The following is a 22,408-nucleotide window of genomic DNA, read 5'->3' on the forward strand; positions in this document are numbered from 1 at the left end:
GGATATACAGGAGGGGGAACAATGGGGAAATCCATCATTGAAAAAATATGGGAAAATCATGTTGTAAGCCAAGAGGAAAATAAACCGGATTTATTATATATTGATTTGCATTATATCCATGAAGTTACGTCCCCGCAAGCATTTGAGGGACTTCGAATAAAAGGAAGAAAAGTAAGAAGACCTGATAGAACATTTGCGACGATGGATCATAATGTGCCAACCGTTAATCGTTATTTGATTCATGATGAAGTTGCAAGAAATCAACTAGAAGCACTGGAGAAAAACTGCAAAGAGTTTTCTATTACATTAGCTGATTTACATAGTCCTGACCAAGGAATCGTTCACGTGATCGGTCCTGAGCTAGGTTTGACAAAGCCAGGGATGACCATTGTATGCGGAGATAGCCATACATCGACACATGGTGCATTTGGAGCTTTGGCATTCGGAATTGGTACGAGTGAAGTTGAACACGTGTTGGCAACACAAACGCTATGGCAAACAAGACCGAAGACATTAAAGCTTGAAATTAACGGAAAGCTCCAACAGGGTGTAACCGCAAAAGATGTCATTTTATATATCATCTCGAGATTCGGTGTGAATTTTGGAACAGGGTATGTCATTGAATATTGCGGAGAAGTCATTCGAAACATGTCCATGGAAGAACGAATGACGATATGCAATATGTCCATCGAAGGAGGTGCACGTGCAGGGCTTGTGAGTCCTGATGAAACAACTTTTTCATATCTGAAAGGTAGAAAATATTCCTCTAAGGGAGAAGATTTTGAAAAACAAATAGAAGTGTGGAAATCTTTAGCGAGTGATGATGATGCAGAATATGACCGTGTCATTTCGATTGAGGGAAGTGAGATTTCCCCTATGGTAAGCTGGGGAACTAATCCAGGTATGTGCAGTCCTGTAGATGGAAGAGTACCTAAGCTTGCAGATATGAAAACAGAGGCAAGCAAAAAAGAACTCGCGCGTGCTTTAGCATATATGGGATTACAGGAAGATATGAGAATTTCAGACATTCCAGTTCAGCATGTATTCATCGGTTCATGCACAAACTCACGAATGGAAGATCTTCGCCAAGCAGCTGAAGTTGTAAAAGGCAAAAAGGTGCATGAGGGTGTAAGAGCAATGGTCGTACCAGGATCTCAATCGATTAAAAAGCAGGCAGAAGATGAAGGGCTTGCTGCCATTTTTACCGAAGCTGGTTTTGAGTGGAGGGACTCTGGTTGCAGTATGTGCTTAAGTATGAACCCGGATGTTGTTCCACCAGGAGAACATTGTGCGTCTACTTCTAACCGGAATTTTGAGGGACGTCAAGGAGCCGGTGCACGTACGCATCTTGTTAGTCCTGCCATGGCAGCAGCAGCAGCTTTGTATGGGAAATTTGTTGATGTGCGAAACATACAAGAATTTTTGACTGAAGAATCTGCTGTGTAATCGTAATTTTGGAGGTGTATCAGGTGGAAGCAATCAAATTATATAAAGGAAAGACAGTCGTGTTGGACCGTTCAAATGTTGATACGGACCAAATCATACCGAAACAATTTTTGAAGAGAATCGAAAGAACAGGCTTTGGTCAATTTTTATTTTATAATTGGAGATTTGATGAGAATGGAAATGAAAGGAGCGATTTTGAGCTTAATCAGCCTGAGTCAAAAGGGGCAAGCATTTTAATTGCAGGAGAGAATTTTGGCTGCGGATCTTCAAGAGAACATGCGCCATGGTCATTGCATGATTATGGTTTCAAAGTAGTCATTGCACCTTCGTTTGCAGATATTTTTTATCAAAATTGCTTAAAAAACGGGATGCTTCCTATTAAATTGAAATCAGAAGAAGTAAAAGACCTAATGGCTAGGGCAGTTAGAGAGCGTGATTATCACTTGCAAATTGATTTGCCAAATCAAACCGTAACCGATGAAAACGGTTTTGCTGCGAAATTTGAAATCCATCCTTATTGGAAACAAATGCTTGTAAACGGATGGGATGAAATCTCCATAACCTTACAATATGAAGACAAAATCAAAAGCTACGAACAAAAAGTTGAGGGAATTAGCGTATAATAATGGGGGCTGTCTAATTAGTCCCTAAAATGAACAAGTGGAGAAAAACGTGCATTTTTCTCCACTTATTTGTGTATTTTTTCGATTTTTCTCTGAAAGTAGCTGGCGAATGCCTGCTACTTTCAGTACGTTGTGGGCTAATGCCACAATCCCGTTTTTTGTTAAGTATTAGACTGTCCCTTTCCTATTTATTTCTTTCTTAGATTTGGAGCATGAAACCATTAATCGTCTTTTGGATTTTGTAACCCGCAATAATACATGTTACACTTATGAGACAAAAAGAGTTTGGGTTTGGCTTCTTATGAAGACAAGAACTATAAAGCGGAGAGCTGATTTGGATGAGTAAGAAAAAGATAACAGATCAAGTGAACGACAATGTGATTCCCTTTCCAGGTCTTACAAAAAAATTAATTGAAAAAGGTGTACATGCTTTAGAAAAGAAAAAATTTCGGGAAGCTGCTCAATTTTTTATGCAGGCAAAAGAATTTGAGCCCGACCATCCAGATCTAAATGTCGGTCTGGTTGTTTCGTTAGTGGAAATCGGTCATTATGAGGATGCGAAGGTACTTTGCAAGGAACTACTCCAAAAGGGTTTAGGTGATTATTTTCAAGTCGTAAATATTTACTTAATGATTCTTCTACACTTAAATGAACATGAAGAAATGGTGACTACAATTGAAGCGTTGTTTGATGAAAAAGAAATCCCTCCTGATAAAGAAGAGCAGTTTGAAAGAATGTTACAATTCAGCAAAAGGGTCATGAACGAAAAATTAGCCAAAACAGACAAACGAGATGATGAAGAGAGCACAGGAAGGATCGAAGACCTTACGTTATCTGGGAAAAATGACCGAGACCAATTGTTTGTTTTGTCACGACTGGCGGATCGTAACATTAGACAATTTGTAGAAGAAATACATTCTTTTCTAAAAGATAAAAAGGCTCATCCATTTTTGAAAACGATGGCAATTAATATTTTGAGGGAACAAGGATACGAAAAAGAAGTTGTTATTGAAAAATTTTCAAGACAACAAAAATTGATTCCTGCTCATCTTCCTGAATTATCATCAACAAGGTTTCTTTTACGGTTGAAAGCAAGATTAGAAGAAAAGTTGGAACAAATCAATCCGACCTTAATGGAGTTGGCAATAAGCATATTGGAAAGACATCAATTTCTTCTTTATCCTTTTTTGCCTGAGGAACATTTTGATGAATGGGCGGCAGCTTATCATTTTTTGGCAAGCGAGTATCAGGGTTTAGAACCTACCATTCTTTCTATAGCAGAAATGTATAGTATTTCTCTCAACGAGTTAGAACAAAAGATCAAGTTGGCAAAAGAGCTTGAAGAAATTTCTTCTCCTATTATTTAGGTATTGCTGTTGAAAGAAAGACAACCTGTGTTATAATGTAGGGGTTGTAATATAAGCATCATTAAAACGATTTTACCTAATAGCTTATTATTTAGGTAAATCTCTAGGATGACTTGTGAGCAAGGAACAAGATATATTCATCCATCTTGAAAAAAAAGTAGTATATAGATTTTTGGAGGGAAACAAATGTCCGTAAAATGGGAAAAACTAGAAGAGAATCGCGGGGTTCTCACAGTAGAAGTTGAAGCAGAAAAGGTAAACGAAGGTTTAGACGCTGCTTTCAAAAAGGTTGTTAAGCAAATTAATGTACCTGGCTTCCGTAAAGGTAAAATGCCTCGTCAACTTTTTGAGAAGCGCTTCGGTGTTGAAGCCCTTTATCAAGATGCTCTTGATTTCATTCTTCCTGAAGCATACGCAAATGCGGTTGAAGAAGCTGGAATTGAGCCAGTTGACCGTCCTGAAATTGATGTAGAGCAAATGGAAAAAGGTAAATCTCTTATCTTTAAGGCAACTGTAACTGTTAAGCCTGAAGTAAAATTAGGCGAATACAAAGGCCTTGAAGTTGAGAAGTTTAATACAGAAGTAACAGATGAAGAAGTTGAAAATGAATTGAAAGCTCTTCAAGAGCGTCAAGCAGAGCTTGTAGTGAAAGAAGAAGGAAAAGCTGAAAATGGCGATACAGTCGTGATTGACTTCGAAGGCTTTGTAAATGATGAGCCATTTGAAGGCGGAAAAGCGGAAAACTATTCTCTAGAATTAGGATCTGGTTCTTTCATTCCTGGTTTCGAAGAGCAAGTAGTCGGTATGGCAGCTGGTGAAGAAAAAGATATCGAGGTTACATTCCCAGAAGAATACCATGCAGCAGAACTTGCTGGTAAGCCTGCCGTATTCAAAATCAAGGTTCATGAAATTAAAACAAAGCAGCTTCCTGAGCTAGATGATGAGTTTGCTAAAGACGTTGATGATGAAGTAGAAACTCTTGCTGAACTCAAAGAAAAAACAAAGAAAAGACTAGAAGATTCAAAGAAGCACGAAGCTGAGCATCATGTTCGTGACACAGTTGTGGAAAAAGCTGCTGAAAATGCAGAGGTTACAATTCCTCAAGTAATGATTGACAACGAAGTTGAACGCATGATCAATGAATTTGAACAGCGTCTTCAAATGCAAGGTATGAACCTTGACCTTTACTATCAATTCTCTGGTCAAGATGAAGAAGCTCTTAAAGGCCAAATGAAAGAGGAAGCTGAAAAGCGCGTTCGTGTGAACCTTGTGCTTGAAGCAATCGCTGACGCTGAAAACATTGAAGCTACTGAAGAAGATGTAAACAGCGAAATTGAAAAAATGGCTAAGCTTTACAACATGGAAGTTGACAAAATTAAAGCAGCTCTAGGAAGCTTAGAAGGTGTTAAAGCAGATCTAAGAATCCGTAAAGCTGTAGACTTCTTAGTTGAAAACAGCAAAACGGTTTAATCGTCCAAATAAATAACATACGTAAAACAAGGCACGATAACACTCCCGTGCCTTGTTTTACACTCTTTTCTGGTTTTAGGGTTCTTAATTGATTTTTTATGTAATAAGGTGTAGATTATTTTTAATAAAGCATATACATATTATATTTATCCCGAATAATAGTTTGAGAAGATGTTGTTAGGGCAATATACATATTATGGGTTTTAAAAAAGGATGGAGCTTGTAGGGAACAGAGCAATTTTGTTTTTCTTTTAGAAAGAACATGATACAATGCAACTTAAACTATGTACTCTGGCTTTCATAGGTGGAAAGAACAACCGCATACTGGATTGGGGTTATTTTTTTCTTGCTGCATTCTGATTATAAGGCCATAGAGCTATGAAACTTGAGGACGGATAGTTTGCCTCGTTATTTTTATATGACGTATAAGTTTTTAAAGGGGTGAGAGATTATGTTTAAATTTAATGACGAAAAAGGTCAGCTTAAATGTTCCTTTTGCGGGAAAACACAAGAGCAAGTAAGAAAACTTGTGGCAGGTCCCGGCGTATATATTTGTGACGAATGTATTGAGCTTTGCACAGAAATCGTGGAAGAAGAGCTTGGTACAGAAGAAGAGGTAGAATTTAAAGATGTTCCTAAGCCGAAGGAAATCAGGGAGATACTGGATGAGTATGTAATTGGTCAGGAGCAGGCAAAAAAATCTTTGGCAGTTGCTGTTTACAACCACTACAAGCGGATTAACTCTAATAGCAAGATTGATGATGTTGAGCTCTCAAAGAGTAATATTTGTTTAATTGGTCCGACAGGAAGCGGTAAAACGTTACTTGCACAAACATTGGCAAGATTATTAAATGTACCTTTTGCTATAGCAGATGCTACTTCCTTGACTGAAGCTGGATACGTTGGCGAAGACGTTGAAAACATCCTTCTTAAATTGATACAAGCTGCTGACTATGATGTGGAAAAGGCTGAAAAGGGTATCATTTATATTGATGAAATTGACAAAGTGGCAAGAAAATCAGAAAATCCTTCTATTACACGTGATGTGTCCGGTGAAGGAGTTCAGCAAGCCTTATTGAAAATTCTTGAAGGAACGGTTGCGAGTGTACCTCCACAAGGCGGTCGTAAGCATCCGCATCAAGAATTTATTCAAATTGATACTACCAACATTTTATTTATTTGCGGTGGTGCATTTGATGGAATCGAACCAATTATCAAACGCCGTTTAGGCCAAAAAGTAATTGGTTTTGGTACGGATAACAAGAAGAATGAAGTGCCAGACAAAGATCTTCTTTCAAAAGTCCTGCCTGAAGACTTGTTGAAATTCGGATTAATCCCTGAATTCATTGGTCGTCTTCCTGTAATTGCAACACTAGAGCCACTGGATGAAGCAGCATTAATTGAAATTTTGACCAAGCCGAAAAATGCTCTTGTAAAGCAATATCAAAAAATGCTTGAGCTCGATGATGTAGAGCTTGAATTTGAGGAAGCCGCATTACATGAGATTGCCAAAAAGGCAATCGAAAGAAAAACGGGTGCTCGCGGTCTACGTTCAATCATCGAAGGCATCATGCTAGATGTGATGTTTGAACTGCCATCCCGTGACGATATTCAAAAATGTATTATTACTGCAGAAACGGTTATGGAAAATAAGCCTCCAAAACTCGTTTTAAAAGACGGTACAACGATTGTAGAAGAAAAGAAAACATCTGCATAAACGAACAGAAAAAAGAATTGCTGCGTTTTGGCAATTCTTTTTTCATATACAGACACTTTCCGCTTTTCTTATTTTTAAGGTTATTTATATCCCTCTTAGGAGATACTAGCAAGTACAGAAAACGAGAGTATTTTTTAGGAGGGACATTTATGAGTTGGACTGGAATCGCCATGTTCATTCAATTGTTTTTCGGCATTGTGATTGGATTATATTTTCTCAATCTCTTAAAAGGACAAAGAGCTCAAAGAATAACAATTGACAGAGAATCAAGGAAGGAAATGGAAGAGCTTAGAAAGATGCGTTCGATTTCTTTGACTGAGCCTTTGGCAGAAAAGGTAAGACCGACTTCATTTGATGATATAGTTGGTCAAGAGGATGGGATCAAAGCACTTAAGGCTGCATTATGTGGACCTAATCCCCAGCATGTCATTATTTACGGTCCTCCAGGTGTAGGAAAAACGGCTGCAGCACGACTGGTATTAGAAGAAGCTAAAAAGAATGGCAAATCCCCTTTTAAAAAGAGCTCCGTATTTATTGAGCTTGATGCAACTACAGCACGGTTTGATGAAAGGGGAATTGCAGACCCCTTGATTGGCTCGGTTCACGATCCGATTTATCAAGGAGCAGGAGCTATGGGACAAGCGGGAATTCCTCAGCCAAAGCAGGGAGCTGTGTCTAATGCACACGGAGGTGTGTTATTCATTGATGAAATTGGAGAGCTCCATCCAATTCAAATGAATAAACTGTTAAAGGTGCTAGAGGATCGGAAGGTTTTTTTTGAGAGTGCTTATTATCAGGAAGAGAATACCGGTATACCTGCCCATATTCATGATATTTTCAAAAATGGCTTGCCTGCAGATTTTCGTTTAATCGGGGCGACAACGAGAACACCGAACGAAATACCGCCTGCAATCCGCTCACGCTGTATGGAAGTGTTTTTCCGTGAACTAGAACAGGAAGAAATAATGAAAGTTGCAAAAAATGCTGCTGATAAAGTAAATATGAAGGTCAGTGAAAAGGCTTTAGGCATCTTGTCCAACTATGCTAGGAACGGCAGGGAAGCAGTGAATACAATGCAAATCGCTGCTGGACTAGCCATTACAGGGGAAAGAAATTACATAAAGGATGAAGATATTGAATGGATCGTTCAATCAAGTCAGCTTACACCTAGGATAGAACGAAAAATATCCGACGTATCGAAAATTGGCTTTGTGAATGGACTTGCCGTTTACGGTCCGAATAGCGGGGCATTGCTTGAAATTGAAGTGACTGTCATTGCTTCAAAAGATAAGGGCTCAATTAATATAACAGGAATAGTAGAAGAGGAAAGTATTGGTGGAAGTGGGAAATCCATAAAAAGAAAAAGTATGGCTAGAGGCTCCATTGAAAACGTAGTGACCGTTCTTCGTTCGATGGGCGTGCCTGCTGACGGTTTTGATATCCATGTGAATTTTCCAGGAGGTGTCCCGATCGATGGACCTTCGGCAGGAATTGCTATGGCCACAGGTATTTATTCAGCGATCTATAAAATTCCGATAGACCATCAAATGGCTATGACCGGAGAAATCAGTATTCATGGGTTCGTAAAGCCAATTGGTGGCGTTTTACCAAAAGTAAAAGCAGCTGTAAAAGCTGGAGCAAAAAAAGTCATCATACCAGCTGAAAATATGCAATCCATTTTAGCTGAATTTGAGGGAATTGAGATTATTCCTGTAAATCATTTACGGGAAGTGTTAGAGGTTGCGCTAAAAAAAGAAGAAACACCAGATGGTCTACTACCACAATTGAACTTTTCAAAGCGTGAAAGTGTTTAGTACAACTGATATATGGGAGATATCTTATAAGATACCCGGTCATAAATCAATCGTTTTTCACAAATAAGGGCTCGCCAGTCGGCGAGTTTTCTTTGCGTAATAATAAATGAAGGAGTTTTCCGCTATTTGTAGCTCTTGATAGACACGTTATAGTAAATAAGATAGAATTGTAAAAAGACTGAGTACGATGGAAAAATTCGCGTTCATACATATTGGAGGTGTCAGGCTATGGCTGAAAAGAAAGAAATCATCGTCCCCCTCCTTCCGTTGAGAGGATTGCTAGTTTACCCTACGATGGTCCTGCATTTAGATGTTGGTAGAGACAAATCTGTGCAGGCCTTGGAAAAATCAATGGTGGAAGATCATCTAATTTTTCTTACATCTCAAAAGGATGTATCGATTGATGACCCTGGAGAAGATGATGTTTTTTCTATGGGTACATTAACAAAAGTAAAACAAATGCTAAAGCTGCCTAATGGAACCATTCGGGTTCTTGTTGAAGGACTAAGTCGTGCTGAAGCATTATCCATTCAGGATCATGACACATATATGTCAGCTAAACTGATTGTTCATCAAGACAGTGATGAGAAGGATATCGAGCATCAAGCATTAATGAGGACGCTCCTTGATTATTTTGAGCAGTACATAAAAATGTCTAAAAAAATCTCAAGTGAGACTTTTACGTCTACAGCTGATATTGAAGAACCAGGAAGACTTGCTGATATTATTGCATCTCATTTACCTCTTAAGCTAAAGGAGAAGCAGGAGATTCTAGAAACCATAGATATTAAGCAGCGATTAACCCGGGTGATCGAAATAATAAATAATGAAAAAGAAGTACTGAATCTTGAGAAAAAAATCGGTCAGCGAGTAAAACGCTCCATGGAGAGAACTCAAAAAGAATACTATCTTCGTGAACAAATGAAAGCGATCCAAAAAGAGCTTGGTGATAGGGAAGGTAAAACGGGAGAAATTGCTGCTCTGAAGGAAAAGATAGAAAATGCCGGCATGCCTAAGCATGTTTTGGAAACGGCATTTAAAGAGTTGGATCGCTATGAAAGAGTACCATCAAGTTCGGCTGAGAGCTCAGTCATTCGTAATTATTTAGAGTGGCTCGTTTCATTGCCTTGGTCAAAAGCAACCGAAGACGATCTGGATATTGATAGGGCTGAGAAAATCCTGAATCGAGATCATTACGGTCTTGAAAAGGTAAAGGAGCGTGTATTGGAATATTTAGCAGTCCAAAAACTGACAAACTCACTAAAAGGTCCAATTCTTTGTTTAGCGGGACCTCCTGGCGTTGGAAAAACCAGCTTGGCACGCTCGATTGCAGCTTCATTAAATCGTCATTTCGTTCGTATATCATTGGGCGGTGTTCGAGATGAATCTGAAATTCGCGGACATCGAAGAACATATGTTGGAGCAATGCCTGGGAGAATCATTCAAGGAATGAAAAAAGCCGGTACAATTAATCCAGTATTTCTCTTGGACGAAATGGATAAAATGTCCTCGGATTTTAGAGGGGACCCTTCCGCTGCATTGCTGGAAGTGTTGGACCCAGAACAAAACCATAATTTTAGCGATCACTATATCGAAGAACCTTATGATTTATCGAAGGTTATGTTTATTGCCACGGCCAATAATCTTGCGACCATTCCTGGACCATTACGGGATCGAATGGAAATTATTCATATTTCCGGCTATACGGAGCTTGAAAAACTCCACATCGCCAAAGAACATTTATTGCCAAAACAAATTAAAGATCACGGCTTGAAAAAATCTCAGCTACAAGTTAAAGAAGAGGCAATTCTAAAAATTATTAGGTATTACACGAGAGAAGCGGGAGTCCGTAGTCTTGAGCGACAATTAGCAGCAATCTGTAGAAAAACAGCAAAAATTATTGTTTCAGGTGAAAAGAAAAAAGTAGTAGTGACAGACAAAACGGTGGAAAGCTTCCTTGGCAAGCCGAAGTTTCGATACGGTCAAGCTGAGCTTGACGATCAAGTCGGCGTGGCAACAGGACTAGCCTATACTACAGTTGGCGGAGATACTCTGCAAATAGAAGTATCTTTAGCACCTGGAAAAGGCAAGCTTGTTTTGACGGGTAAGCTTGGTGATGTCATGAAAGAATCGGCTCAAGCAGCATTTAGCTATATCCGTTCAAAAGCGGATGAGCTCGGGATCGAAAGGGATTTTCATGAAAAATACGATATTCATATCCATGTTCCTGAAGGGGCTGTTCCAAAAGATGGACCATCAGCTGGGATTACGATTACTACAGCGTTAGTGTCAGCCTTAACTGGCAAGCCTGTTAAAAAGGAAGTGGGTATGACTGGTGAGATTACGTTAAGAGGGCGTGTTCTTCCAATAGGAGGGGTAAAAGAAAAAACACTCAGTGCTCACCGTGCCGGATTGAAGAAAATCATATTGCCAAAAGATAATGAAAAAGACATTGATGATATACCAGAAAGTGTTCGCGGAGATTTGGAGTTTTATCTAGTTTCTCACGTCGATGAAGTATTGAAGCAAGCGTTAGCAGGTGATATTCAATGAAAGTAACATCAGCGGAAATCGTCATCAGCGCAGTAAAACCGGATCAATATCCTGAAGGGAATTTGCCTGAGTTTGCTTTGGCTGGAAGATCAAATGTAGGAAAATCGTCTTTCATTAATAAAATGATTAACCGAAAGAATCTTGCCAGAACTTCTTCTAAGCCGGGAAAAACACAAACTTTGAATTTCTATTTAGTGAATGAATCCCTTTATTTTGTTGACGTTCCAGGATATGGATTTGCTAAGGTATCAAAAAAAGAACGCGAAGCCTGGGGTAAAATGATTGAGACGTATTTTACAACTCGTGATCAACTAAAAGCAGCTGTACTTATTGTTGATCTTCGTCATCCACCTACAAAAGATGACGTCATGATGTATGATTTTTTAAAGCATTACGATGTGCCTGTTATTGTAATTGCCACCAAAGCCGATAAAATCCCGAAAGGCAAGTGGCAAAAGCATTTAAAGGTAACGAAGGAAACGTTGCAGCTGGAAAAAGAAGATGATTTAATTCTCTTTTCATCTGAAACTGGACTGGGTAAAGAGCAGGCATGGGATGCTCTTAGAAAATATATGATTAAACAAGGAGAATAATCTTTTCGAGCATTGCATTTCACTAATAGTAAAAGGGGCTTTCTCGTCTAGGAGAAAGCCCTTAGTATGTAGACAAAATATATTTTACGCATATTCATGCTGTTAACAAATGTATATTTCACGCACTTGCAGATACTCCACAAACCGTCCTCATTTTTTCTTTAACACTATTACATACACCCCAACAGCCATTAATATAAATGGCCAAAACGTAAGAGCTTTATCTAGACCGGATTCCAAAACACCAAACCACTTGAAAATAGAATCGTAAAATAACAAAAGGATTGAAACAACTAAAAGAAGGATACCATGAAACAGTCCACCTTTTGTTCTTCTTGCTTTTAAAATGAATCCAAGAGAAATGATTAATATAAAAATTCCAATATCATTGGGCCATAGATTTAAACGATTGACGATATGAAAGTGCAATCCGTAGCCAAAAAGGATAACACCTGGCAGGATCGCTTCATAATCTTTGCCCCAATATGCCTGTAGTAAAAAGGCAAATCCGACTATACCAAGCAAAGTGGGCCAAGAAAAAAAGCCTTCAAAAAGCTCGATTTTATTTTGTTCAAGAAAGAAGTATAGGCCGAAGCTAATTAAAACGGCTCCTGGAAAAATTCGTTGCGTTTTCATCATTTGCCTCCTCCATAATTTTAACCGCTTGCATAGAAAGGGTATTTTTGATACGGTACAATAGTAGGGTTATGTCGAAACTTGTTGCATATGGGGACGGAAAAACGAAAAATGCTTTCCGCTATTCTAACTGTTTCCATGTTAGCACATGATTTCATTTTCTGTTCATATTTTTTAGATTCACAGAAAATTGTACATGCTATAATTATGATTAGGTATTTTTGTATTTTTTTTTGGGGGTGTGAACAAAGGGATGCATATTTTAGCAGTTGGTCTGAATTATAAAACTGCCCCTGTAGAAATTCGTGAGCGTTTATCTTTTAACGAAGCTGAACTTGCAGAAGCAATGAAGGCTTTGAAAAATAAAAAAAGTATATTAGAGAATATCATTATCTCTACATGTAATCGTACGGAAATTTATGCAGTGGTCGATCAGGTTCATACAGGACGTTATTATATTAAAGAGTTCCTATCGCAATGGTTTAATATTGAAACGAAAGAGTTCTCTCCATTCCTATTTATCTATGAAGGCGACGGAGCGGTAGAGCATCTGTTTCAGGTAAGTTGCGGATTGAATTCGATGGTACTGGGTGAAACACAGATCCTTGGTCAAGTACGCTCTAGTTATTTATTAGGTCAAAAAGAAAATACTATTGGCACAGTGTTTAATCATTTATTCAAGCAAGCCATTACTCTTGCCAAAAGAGCTCATGCCGAAACAGAAATCAACACCAACGCCGTTTCTGTAAGCTATGCTGCGGTTGAGCTTGCCAAGAAAATTTTTGGTGATTTAAATAAAAAACATGTACTCGTGCTCGGTGCTGGTAAAATGGGCGAACTGGCCATTCAAAACCTTCATGGCAGTGGAGCTAAGGATATTACGGTAATCAACCGCACATATGAAAAGGCAGTCGCTCTTGCTGATAAATTTTCCGGCAAGGCAAAGCAGCTGCAAGAGCTGCAATGTGCACTAGTTGAGGCGGATATCTTGATTTCTTCAACAGGTGCAAAAGATTTTGTCATTACAAAAGAAATGATGACCTTTGTGAATAGAATGCGCAAAGGAAGACCGATTTTCATGGTTGATATTGCAGTACCACGTGACTTGGATCCTAAGCTATCTGAGCTTGACAGTGTATTCCTCTATGACATTGACGATTTAGAAGGTATTGTTGAAGCGAATCTTCAGGAACGGAAAAAGGCTGCTGAAGCAATCCAGATTATGATTGAAGCTGAAATTGTAGAGTTCAATAATTGGCTCAATATGCTCGGGGTTGTGCCAGTCATTTCCGCTCTACGTGAAAAAGCTTTAGCAATCCAGGCTGAAACGATGGAAAGTATTGAAAGAAAGCTTCCTCACCTTTCAGAACGGGATAAAAAAGTACTAAGTAAACATACGAAAAGCATTATTAATCAAATGCTGAAGGATCCAATTTTATATGCGAAAGAGCTAGCGGGTGAGCCAAACAGTGAAGAGGCCCTGCAAAACTTCATGAAGACCTTTAAAATTGAGGAATTGGTTGAGAAGCAATCCGCTCTGCAAAAAAATGAAAAAATATATTTTCAAAAAGAGCCAAAGGCTGTTCAGGCTCATGTCTAAGGTAGGCATTTTCTATGCTTGAAGTGTCTATGACAAGGTTGCATGAAATCACTGTCGTTCTTTATGCATTAAGTGTACTGCTATACTTTATCGATTTTCTTCATAACAACCGGAAGGCAAACCGTTTTGCCTTCTGGCTACTTGCGATTGTTTGGGTTTTGCAAACAATCTTTTTGTTTCTCTATATGATCAAGACGGGTAGATTCCCAGTATTAACGATTTTCGAGGGTTTATATTTCTATGCTTGGGTATTAATTACACTTTCACTCGGGATCAACAAGCTTCTCCGAGTGGATTTTACTGTATTTTTTACCAATGTGCTTGGATTTATCGTTATGGTCGTACACACTTTCGCACCTGTTCAAGTGGAATCACAAGTGCTTGCCCAAAAGCTTGTGTCGGAGCTTTTGCTCATCCATATTACCGCCGCCATTCTATCATATGGAGCCTTTTCACTGTCATTTGTTTTTTCACTGCTTTATTTACTGCAGTATGATTTATTAAAGAGAAAAAAATGGGGCAAGCGTTTGTTAAGGATAGGAGACTTACAAAAGCTCGAGCATATGTCTTATGTGCTCGCCGTAATTGGAGTACCAATGCTAATCGTCGGTATTATCCTAGGCATTCAATGGGCGTATATTAAAGTTCCGGATCTTATCTGGTTCGATCCCAAAATTTTAGGTTCATTGACCATTCTTCTCTCGTACAGCATATACCTGTATCTTAGAGTAAGAAAACAAATTTACGGAAAAACATTAGCTTATTGGAATATCGCCTCTTTTTTTATTGTTTTGATTAATTTTTTCCTATTTGGAAGCTTATCGACTTTTCATTTCTGGTATACGTAGGAGGATCTCATGAGAAAAATCATAGTCGGTTCAAGACGCAGTAAACTGGCGCTGACACAAACAAACTGGGTCATCAATCAGCTGAAATCATTAGGGTTGCCTTATGAATTTGAAGTGAAGGAAATCGTGACAAAGGGAGACCAAATCCTAGATGTTACTTTATCAAAGGTTGGAGGAAAAGGCCTTTTCGTAAAAGAAATCGAACAGGCGCTGCTTAATAAGGAGATCGATATGGCTGTCCACAGCATGAAAGATATGCCAGCGACCTTGCCTAAAGGCTTAACTATTGGTTCTGTTCCGGAAAGGGAAGACCATCGAGATGTTCTTATTTCCAAAAACGGAGAAACTTTAGAAGAGCTAAAAGAAGGAGCTGTCATTGGGACAAGCAGTCTAAGAAGAAGTGCACAGCTTTTGGCAAAAAGGCCTGACTTACAAATTAAATGGATTCGTGGAAATATTGATACGAGACTTCAAAAATTGAAAGATGAAGATTATGATGCCATTATCCTAGCTGCTGCAGGTCTTTCACGTATGGGCTGGAAATCAGAAGTCGTGACGGAATTTTTAGACCCTAAGCTTTGTCTCCCTGCAGTAGGTCAAGGTGCGCTAGCTATTGAGTGTCGCGAGGATGATCTAGAGCTTTTAGAGGCGCTCAAAAAATTCACTTGTCATAAAACCGAAAAAGCCGTGCAAGCGGAGCGCGCCTTTTTAGATAAAATGGAAGGCGGCTGTCAGGTTCCGATTGCGGGATATGCAACAGTAAATGATGCTTTTGAAATCGAATTAACAGCTTTGGTGGCTGCTCCAGATGGAAAGACCATCTATCAAGAAACACTAAGAGGTGAAGATCCAATCAAGGTTGGTCATGAAGCTGCAAGGATTTTATCAGAAAAGGGAGCCAAGAAGCTAATTGACGAAGTGAAAGAGGAGCTAAACCAATAATGAAGGATTCCGGCTTTCTTCAAGGGAAAAATGTTCTTGTTACAAGAGGAAGGCAGCAAGCAGCGGAATTATCTCAATTGATCAAACAATATGGAGGGTCTCCAATAGAGATTCCTTTGTTATCCTTTCTACCTTCAAACAATAAAAACTACATACAACCATATTTGGACAAACTAGAACAATACGATTGGATTATTTTTACAAGTAAAAACGGGGTAGATTTCTTTTTTTATTGGTTACAGGTTTTTGGCTTGGAACCTCGGATGCCGAAGATTGCTGTGATTGGGGAAAAAACGAAACAAGCACTACTAAATAAGGGACTTCAAGCAGAGTTTATTCCCTCTTCCTATGTGGCTGAGGTATTTGTAGATGAATTAATCCCTCTGTTAAATGAAACGAGCAGGGTACTTCTTCCAAAGGGCAACTTGGCTAGGAATATCATTTGTAATCGAATTATCACTTCTGGAGCTCATTGCGATGAAATCATTATTTATGAAAATAAGATGCCAGAGCAGAGCGAAAAATTATTGGTTGATACATTAATAGAGCGTAAGGTTGATGTGGCGACGTTTACAAGCTCTTCAACTGTTGAAAATTTTATGAAGGTCGTAAAAAAACATGGATTGGCGGGCTATGTGAATGATCTCACTGTGGCTTGTATCGGTCCTATTGCCAAAAACACAGCAGAGAAGCTTGGATTGACAGTGGATGTTTGTCCAGATGAATATACGGCAAAAGCTATGATTAAGAGCTTAAATCAATTTGAGAGGCGGTAATAAAAAAATGAGAGATCTGCAATTTAGACGTCATAGAAGATTAAGAACAAGTGAAAATATAAGAACGCTTGTACGAGAAACTTTTTTACGTACTGAGGATTTAATTTATCCGATTTTTATCGCAGCTGGAGAAAATGTAAAAAATGAAGTTGCTTCTATGCCTGGCGTTTACCAACTGTCACTCGACAATTTATTGGCTGAAGTAGACGAAGCAGTACAGCTAGGGATTCGTTCTGTTATTTTATTTGGTGTCCCATACGAACATGAAAAGGATGAAACAGGAACAGGGGCCTATAGCCATAACGGGCTTGTTCAACAAGGGACGCGACTTGTAAAAGAGAAATATCCAGACCTATTGGTTGTAGCAGATACATGTCTTTGTGAATACACAAGCCACGGACACTGCGGCATTGTCGAGAATGGAAAGGTGTTAAATGATCCAACGCTGGATCTATTAGCAAAAACTGCTGTTAGTCAGGTAGAGGCTGGTGCAGATATTATTGCCCCTTCTAATATGATGGATGGCTTTGTCGCTGCAATTCGTGCAGGATTGGATGAAGCTGGTTATCATGATGTGCCTATTATGTCTTATGCAGTAAAATACGCTTCTGCCTATTATGGACCGTTCCGTGATGCTGCAAACAGTGCACCACAATTCGGTGACCGAAAAACGTATCAAATGGATCCTGCTAATCGTTTAGAGGCATTGAGAGAAGCTGAATCGGATGTATTGGAAGGAGCAGACTTTTTAATGGTAAAACCTGCTCTTGCGTATATGGACATTATCCGGGATGTAAAGAATCATTTTAATTTGCCTGTAGTCGCTTATAATGTTAGCGGCGAGTACTCTATGATCAAAGCAGCTGCCCAAAACGGCTGGATCGATGAGAAGCGTATTGTTATGGAAACATTGACAGGATTGAAGAGAGCCGGCGCTGATTTAATTATCACATACTTTGCAAAGGATATTGCACGCTGGTTGAAAGAGCAATAATCCGTTCAAAAATCATTTTCTCCCCATTTAGGATGATTGTAAAGGAGACGTTCGCATGAGATCATTTGAAAAGTCGAAACAAGCCTTTCAAGAAGCACAAAAATTAATGCCGGGCGGAGTGAATAGTCCAGTCCGTGCCTTTAAGTCAGTAAAGATGGATCCCATTTTTATGGAGAGAGGAAAAGGCTCTAAGATTTATGATATTGACGGGAACGAATACATCGACTATGTACTTTCCTGGGGTCCTCTCATTTTAGGACACAGCCAAGACAAAGTAGTGGAAGCGATCAAAAAGGTTGCCGAAACAGGAACAAGCTTCGGTGCACCAACATTATTAGAAAACAAGTTAGCTAAGCTGGTTATGGAACGAGTACCTTCCATTGAAATTGTTCGGATGGTTTCATCAGGTACCGAAGCCACAATGAGTGCATTACGATTAGCTCGTGGATATACAGGCCGGAACAAAATTTTGAAATTTGAAGGCTGCTATCATGGACATGGTGATTCTTTATTAATTAAAGCCGGTTCCGGTGTGGCGACACTTGGTTTGCCGGATAGCCCAGGGGTGCCAGAGGGTGTTGCTAAAAATACCATCACTGTGCCGTATAACGATTTAGAAAGCGTGCGTTATGCATTTGAACAGTTTGGTGAGGATATTGCAGGTGTAATCGTCGAGCCAGTTGCAGGTAACATGGGAGTGGTTCCTCCTCAACCTGGATTTCTTGAAGGTCTTCGTAACATTACGACAGAATACGGATCCTTGCTTATTTTTGATGAAGTAATGACTGGTTTCCGTGTAGACTATAACTGCGCGCAAGGTTATTACGGCATTACGCCTGATTTAACTTGCCTCGGAAAAGTGATTGGCGGTGGTCTGCCGGTGGGCGCTTATGGTGGAAAAGAGGAAATCATGAAGCACATTGCACCGAGTGGACCGATTTATCAAGCCGGAACACTTTCCGGAAACCCTCTTGCCATGGCTGCAGGATACGCAACACTTAGCCAGTTGCAGCCAGAGCATTACGAGGAATTTATTAAAAAAGCTGACCGACTAGAAGAGGGCATTGGCCAAGCAGCAAAAAAATATGATATTCCTCATACTTTTAACCGAGCAGGCTCAATGATCGGATTCTTCTTCACAAACGAAGAGGTCATAAACTATGAGAAGGCGAAAACTTCCAATTTAGATTTCTTTGCTGACTATTACCGTGAAATGGCTGAACAAGGTATATTCCTTCCACCTTCCCAATTTGAAGGGATGTTCCTATCAACTGCTCACAGTGATGAAGATATCGAAAAAACAATTGTAGCAGCAGAGAGAGCTTTCGCGAAATTAAAGGGCTAATGGAAAAATATCCTTTGAATATTAATAAAATAGGTCTACAATCTAAAGATCCGTCTGCATATTTCATGCATGACGGATTTTTTTTATGTTCAGAAAGTAATAAAAAATACATGTCTCTCATAGGGTAGTAATGGTATAAGTTTGTTTTTTAGCATGGAGAGGAGGATAACATTTGGCGAGCGATCAATCGTGTTTACGATTTTCATTAGAGGAATCGGTATGGTTTCAAAGAGGACAGGAAGTAGAAGAGCTATATTCTCTTGCTCTCAATCCGAATGTCTCAATTGAGGAAACAGAAAACTATGCGATTATTAGGGGTACCTTAGAATTAACAGGAGAATATAAGGGCATTGGAGCCAGTACTGTATGGGAAACAGGTACATTGTTTAGCCAACAAACACAAAGACATATACAATCAGTAGAAAAAAATGAAAATGGATTACTTTATTTTTCTCATTCTTTTCCTGTAGATATTAGTATTCCAGTAAATCGTATTCAATCTGTCGATGATGTGAATATCAGGATTAGTACATTTGATTATCAAATGCCAGAGGATAATTGTTTAAAGTTGTCTGCCGAACTTTTCATCACAGGAATATATGGGGAGCAACAAACTTCTCCTAATGCAGAATCAGAAGAAATTCAAGAGCTGGAGTATGTTTATCGCCCCATCGATGAAGAAGAAGTTGTGGTAGAAATAGAAAGCTTTGAGGTAGAACAAAGTGAAGAACAGGAGGAGCTCTCACGAGAAGAAGATCTTTTTGAGCCTTTTTCAGCTGAAGTCCACAAATTACCAAGAGAGGATGAGGAACAGTCTGAGAATTCTTCTTTTCCCTTCGAGGAAGTAAATACTGCCTCTTTCGAAATTCCAGTTTTTCAATACGAAGAGGAAGGCAATAGGGAGCTTCAAGAAACCAGAGAGATCGAGGAATACCAAACACTCCAAGAAACGAATGCATATGAAGAGGAAGAAACAGAGGAGCTTGAAGTAACTTGGGAGTTCGAGGAATTTCAAACGGAGCAAGAAGAGATTGCAAACGAAGAGGAAGAAACAGAGGAATTTGAGGCAACAAGAGAGTTCGAGGAATTTCAAGCGGAGCTAGAAAAGATTACGTATGAAGAGGAAGAAACAGAGGAGCTTGAAGCAACAAGGGAGTTCGAGGAATTTCAAACGGAGCAGGAAGAGATTGCGTACGAAGAGGAAGAAACACAGGAGTTTGAGGCAACAAGGGAGTTCGAAGAAATTGAAACGAGGCAAGAAGCGACTGTATACGAAGAAGAATACACCCAACGGATTGATGCAGCCGAGGATAGCGTCTATGAGATGGAAGAAGTAGCAGAAGAAGAACTAGATCTTGTTCATTATGGTCGTGAAGAAAGTCATTCAGACTTTAAAAGAGAAAGTGAGCAAATAGAAACGAGTAATGGTGGGGAAGGAAACAAAGAAGAGGTCTTGCAAACAGCGGAACGTAAATCATCTGTATCCCTAACTGATTTCTTTGCAAAAAAAGACACTCAAGAAAAGGCGAAGTTGAAAGTGTGTATTGTTCAGCATGGTGATTCCTTAAGAGATCTTGCCGACCGGTACGAAGTTGCTATACAGGAAATCATAAAGAAGAACAATTTAGACGATGAACAAGACATCTATGAAGGGCAGGTTCTTTACATTCCACAAGCAGTAGCTCATAGAAAATAAATAACAGTAAAACGTATTGCTCGTACCCATACAAATTTTACATCACTTAATGAAAAGCTGGCGAGGCTGTCACAAAACAAGAGCCAAACACCCTAAGTTACTCTATATATTGAAAACAGGAGAACTGTTTCTTCGATAAAGTAACTGTAGACGGGAGGAAGGCACTTATGGGACTGCTTCGTTTTTTTAGTTTAAGGCAAGATAAAATCCTTGCGGAAATATGTTCCGCTTGAAAGTGAGTGAGTCTCGTGGAAAAAAGCGAGAATCAGTGGCAAGATATAGAAAGTATTTTAGACAATTATTCGCTAAAGGTTCAATATTGCGAGAAATTTGGAACAATCGATAAAATTTATACGGATAAGGGGGTTTTTGCTCTTAAGAACATTCAGCCCCATTCAGGGATGGATTTTATTAGAAATGTGCAAATGTTGTATCAAAGAGGCTATAACCGGATTGTTCCGATCTATATAACGATGGATGGGCGATACGGTGTATTGTATAACGGTAGATTATATTATTTGATGCCGTGGCTAGCGAATGCTGAAAGTGGTGAGCGCAATGAAAAGCATAAGCAGATGTTTCGCGAATTAGCCAGAATGCATACACTTTCTGTAAAGGATGTTTCAGTGAAAAAAGAGGAACGGGAATCCCATTATGAAAAAACAACAGAGCAATGGACAAAACAGAAAGAATTCTTAGAAGAATTCGTTGAAAAATGTGAGAGGAACTGGTATATGTCTCCATTTCAGCTAATGTATTGCTCTTATTTTGTTGATATTTCCCAAGCATTAAGCTATTCGGTTAAAAAGCTAAATGAATGGTATGAAAAATCAAAAGATGACACGAAGCTGAGAACAGTCGTAACTCATGGGAAATTATCCACTCAGCATTTTCTTTTTGACGACCGTGGATACGGCTATTTTATTAACTTTGAAAATGCTAAAGTGGCTCCACCTCATTATGATTTATTGCCTTTTCTGCTTAGATCGAGTAAAACTTATCCAGTTCAAAGCAATGATTGTATCGATTGGCTGTATACGTATTTCAAATTTTTCTCTTTTAAAGAAGAGGAAATGCTATTGTTTGTAAGTTATCTTGCTCATCCTGGATATATGATCAGAATAGTAGAAGATTATCATCGGAATCCTTCTAAGCAATCCGAGCTAAAATTTGTCCAACAACTTCAACGCAATTACTGGCTGCTGAAAAATATCGAATATATTGTCATGCGCATCGAGGAAATTGAACAGCAAAAAAAGGCTGCTCAACAGCAGCCACAGAGCTCTTAATAAAAGATAGATGATGGATCCTAAACCAAATGAAGGAAAGGCTCTTCTCGTAATGATTGTTGTGAAATGCTATACTTCTAATTGGATTAAATTTACTTTAATTAGTATTTTAGGTTCTATATAGCAACAATCAATACGAAAACGACCCAAGGAAAAGAAAGGTCCCTCTAGTAGAGTCAGTATAAGTTTATACCGTCTCTGCATAGAAGGGATCTTTTTAACTCGACATGATTTTTCATATCCACTCAAAGTGCAGACAAATCGCGATTAAAATGAATAGTCCAAGTAAAAAAACATCAAAGGTCGTTGGGATAAAAAAGGTACGAATTCCTTGAAAAATACAAAATGGTACAATAAATTGGTTGCATATGCTGCGTATTGTACGAAGCCAAGGAGGCAAGGTATAAGGATTGTATTTTCTCCTCAAGTGATTTCCCCCCATTTCTGTTTGTTATATTTTATTGAAATCTTTAACAAAACGTGAAAAACTAATGTCAAAGATCAAGAAAATGTATAGTATAATAAAAATTAGGGAAAATTGTTGACGAGTTCTATTTTGATTCTGTACTATAAACTTATCTTAATGATAGATAATGCGAAGACTGGGAGGAGTAGACAAGATTTCTGCTTTCAGAGAGAGGAGCCATTAGCTGTGAGGCTTCTTAAGCAAGAGCTGTCGAAGTCGCCCACGAGCTGCTT

General features: G+C 38.9%; 18 protein-coding genes and 1 other annotated feature (1 of these 19 only partly in view). Of the genes, 16 read left to right on the forward strand and 2 right to left on the reverse strand.

Going from position 1 to position 22,408, the window contains the following annotated elements; translation table 11 throughout:
• Positions 1-21: 21 nt before the first annotated feature.
• From leuC to yihA, 8 genes are all read left to right on the forward strand, one after another.
• Positions 22-1,446, forward strand: a complete 1,425-nt coding sequence (gene leuC, locus GD441_RS01605; RefSeq protein ID WP_153122999.1) for a 3-isopropylmalate dehydratase large subunit — start codon at positions 22-24, stop codon at positions 1,444-1,446.
• Between the two features lie 23 nt (positions 1,447-1,469).
• Entirely contained in the window at positions 1,470-2,069 is a 600-nt protein-coding gene (leuD, locus tag GD441_RS01610) for a 3-isopropylmalate dehydratase small subunit (RefSeq protein WP_153123001.1), read from the forward strand.
• 338 nt (positions 2,070-2,407) lie between these two features.
• Positions 2,408-3,436, forward strand: a complete 1,029-nt coding sequence (locus GD441_RS01615) for a tetratricopeptide repeat protein (RefSeq protein ID WP_153123004.1) — start codon at positions 2,408-2,410, stop codon at positions 3,434-3,436.
• A 186-nt stretch (positions 3,437-3,622) separates the two neighbouring features.
• On the forward strand, positions 3,623-4,906 hold the full coding sequence (tig, locus tag GD441_RS01620) for a trigger factor (RefSeq protein ID WP_153123006.1): 1,284 nt from the start codon (positions 3,623-3,625) through the stop codon (positions 4,904-4,906).
• A 451-nt stretch (positions 4,907-5,357) separates the two neighbouring features.
• On the forward strand, positions 5,358-6,623 hold the full coding sequence (gene clpX / locus GD441_RS01625; RefSeq protein WP_153123008.1) for an ATP-dependent protease ATP-binding subunit ClpX: 1,266 nt from the start codon (positions 5,358-5,360) through the stop codon (positions 6,621-6,623).
• Positions 6,624-6,772: 149 nt separating this feature from the next.
• Positions 6,773-8,437 (forward strand): ATP-dependent protease LonB, encoded by a 1,665-nt coding sequence (gene lonB, locus GD441_RS01630; RefSeq protein WP_153123010.1) that lies wholly within the window; start codon positions 6,773-6,775, stop codon positions 8,435-8,437.
• A gap of 228 nt (positions 8,438-8,665) precedes the next feature.
• Entirely contained in the window at positions 8,666-10,990 is a 2,325-nt protein-coding gene (lon, locus tag GD441_RS01635; RefSeq protein ID WP_153123012.1) for an endopeptidase La, read from the forward strand.
• On the forward strand, positions 10,987-11,583 hold the full coding sequence (gene yihA / locus GD441_RS01640; RefSeq protein WP_153123014.1) for a ribosome biogenesis GTP-binding protein YihA/YsxC: 597 nt from the start codon (positions 10,987-10,989) through the stop codon (positions 11,581-11,583). Before lon ends, yihA begins: the two co-directional genes overlap by 4 nt.
• A gap of 150 nt (positions 11,584-11,733) precedes the next feature.
• Here yihA and GD441_RS01645 read toward each other — a convergent pair whose 3' ends face one another.
• Complete coding sequence (locus GD441_RS01645) at positions 11,734-12,219, reverse strand: LiaI-LiaF-like domain-containing protein (protein WP_153123016.1); 486 nt, start codon at positions 12,217-12,219, stop codon at positions 11,734-11,736.
• A 253-nt stretch (positions 12,220-12,472) separates the two neighbouring features.
• On the opposite strand from GD441_RS01645, the gene hemA reads away from it, so the two are divergent.
• The 8 genes from hemA to ysxE all read left to right on the forward strand — a co-directional run bounded on the left by hemA (position 12,473) and on the right by ysxE (position 21,709).
• Positions 12,473-13,819 carry a glutamyl-tRNA reductase gene (hemA, locus tag GD441_RS01650; RefSeq protein WP_153123018.1) on the forward strand — a complete coding sequence of 449 codons (1,347 nt, stop codon included), beginning with the start codon at positions 12,473-12,475 and terminating at the stop codon, positions 13,817-13,819.
• Between the two features lie 14 nt (positions 13,820-13,833).
• Positions 13,834-14,667, forward strand: a complete 834-nt coding sequence (locus tag GD441_RS01655) for a cytochrome C assembly family protein (protein WP_153123020.1) — start codon at positions 13,834-13,836, stop codon at positions 14,665-14,667.
• Between the two features lie 9 nt (positions 14,668-14,676).
• Positions 14,677-15,609 (forward strand): hydroxymethylbilane synthase, encoded by a 933-nt coding sequence (gene hemC / locus GD441_RS01660; RefSeq protein WP_153123021.1) that lies wholly within the window; start codon positions 14,677-14,679, stop codon positions 15,607-15,609.
• Entirely contained in the window at positions 15,609-16,385 is a 777-nt protein-coding gene (locus GD441_RS01665) for a uroporphyrinogen-III synthase (protein WP_153123023.1), read from the forward strand. The genes hemC and GD441_RS01665 overlap by 1 nt, the downstream gene beginning before the upstream one ends.
• A gap of 7 nt (positions 16,386-16,392) precedes the next feature.
• Entirely contained in the window at positions 16,393-17,379 is a 987-nt protein-coding gene (gene hemB, locus GD441_RS01670; protein WP_153123025.1) for a porphobilinogen synthase, read from the forward strand.
• Between the two features lie 55 nt (positions 17,380-17,434).
• A complete protein-coding gene (hemL, locus tag GD441_RS01675) occupies positions 17,435-18,724 on the forward strand; it encodes a glutamate-1-semialdehyde 2,1-aminomutase (protein ID WP_153123027.1) in 1,290 nt (429 codons plus the stop codon).
• A gap of 172 nt (positions 18,725-18,896) precedes the next feature.
• Positions 18,897-20,420, forward strand: coding sequence for a LysM peptidoglycan-binding domain-containing protein (locus tag GD441_RS01680; RefSeq protein ID WP_153123029.1), 1,524 nt, complete (start codon positions 18,897-18,899; stop codon positions 20,418-20,420).
• Between the two features lie 248 nt (positions 20,421-20,668).
• Entirely contained in the window at positions 20,669-21,709 is a 1,041-nt protein-coding gene (gene ysxE, locus GD441_RS01685) for a spore coat protein YsxE (protein WP_153123031.1), read from the forward strand.
• A gap of 235 nt (positions 21,710-21,944) precedes the next feature.
• Here ysxE and GD441_RS17085 read toward each other — a convergent pair whose 3' ends face one another.
• Positions 21,945-22,151, reverse strand: coding sequence for a hypothetical protein (locus GD441_RS17085; protein ID WP_225434111.1), 207 nt, complete (start codon positions 22,149-22,151; stop codon positions 21,945-21,947).
• A 147-nt stretch (positions 22,152-22,298) separates the two neighbouring features.
• Positions 22,299-22,408: a binding site (T-box leader), on the forward strand; it runs 120 nt beyond the window's last position.

Origin of the sequence: Peribacillus tepidiphilus, from assembly GCF_009466385.1 — a bacterium.
Taxonomy (GTDB): domain Bacteria; phylum Bacillota; class Bacilli; order Bacillales; family DSM-1321; genus Bacillus_BN; species Bacillus_BN tepidiphilus.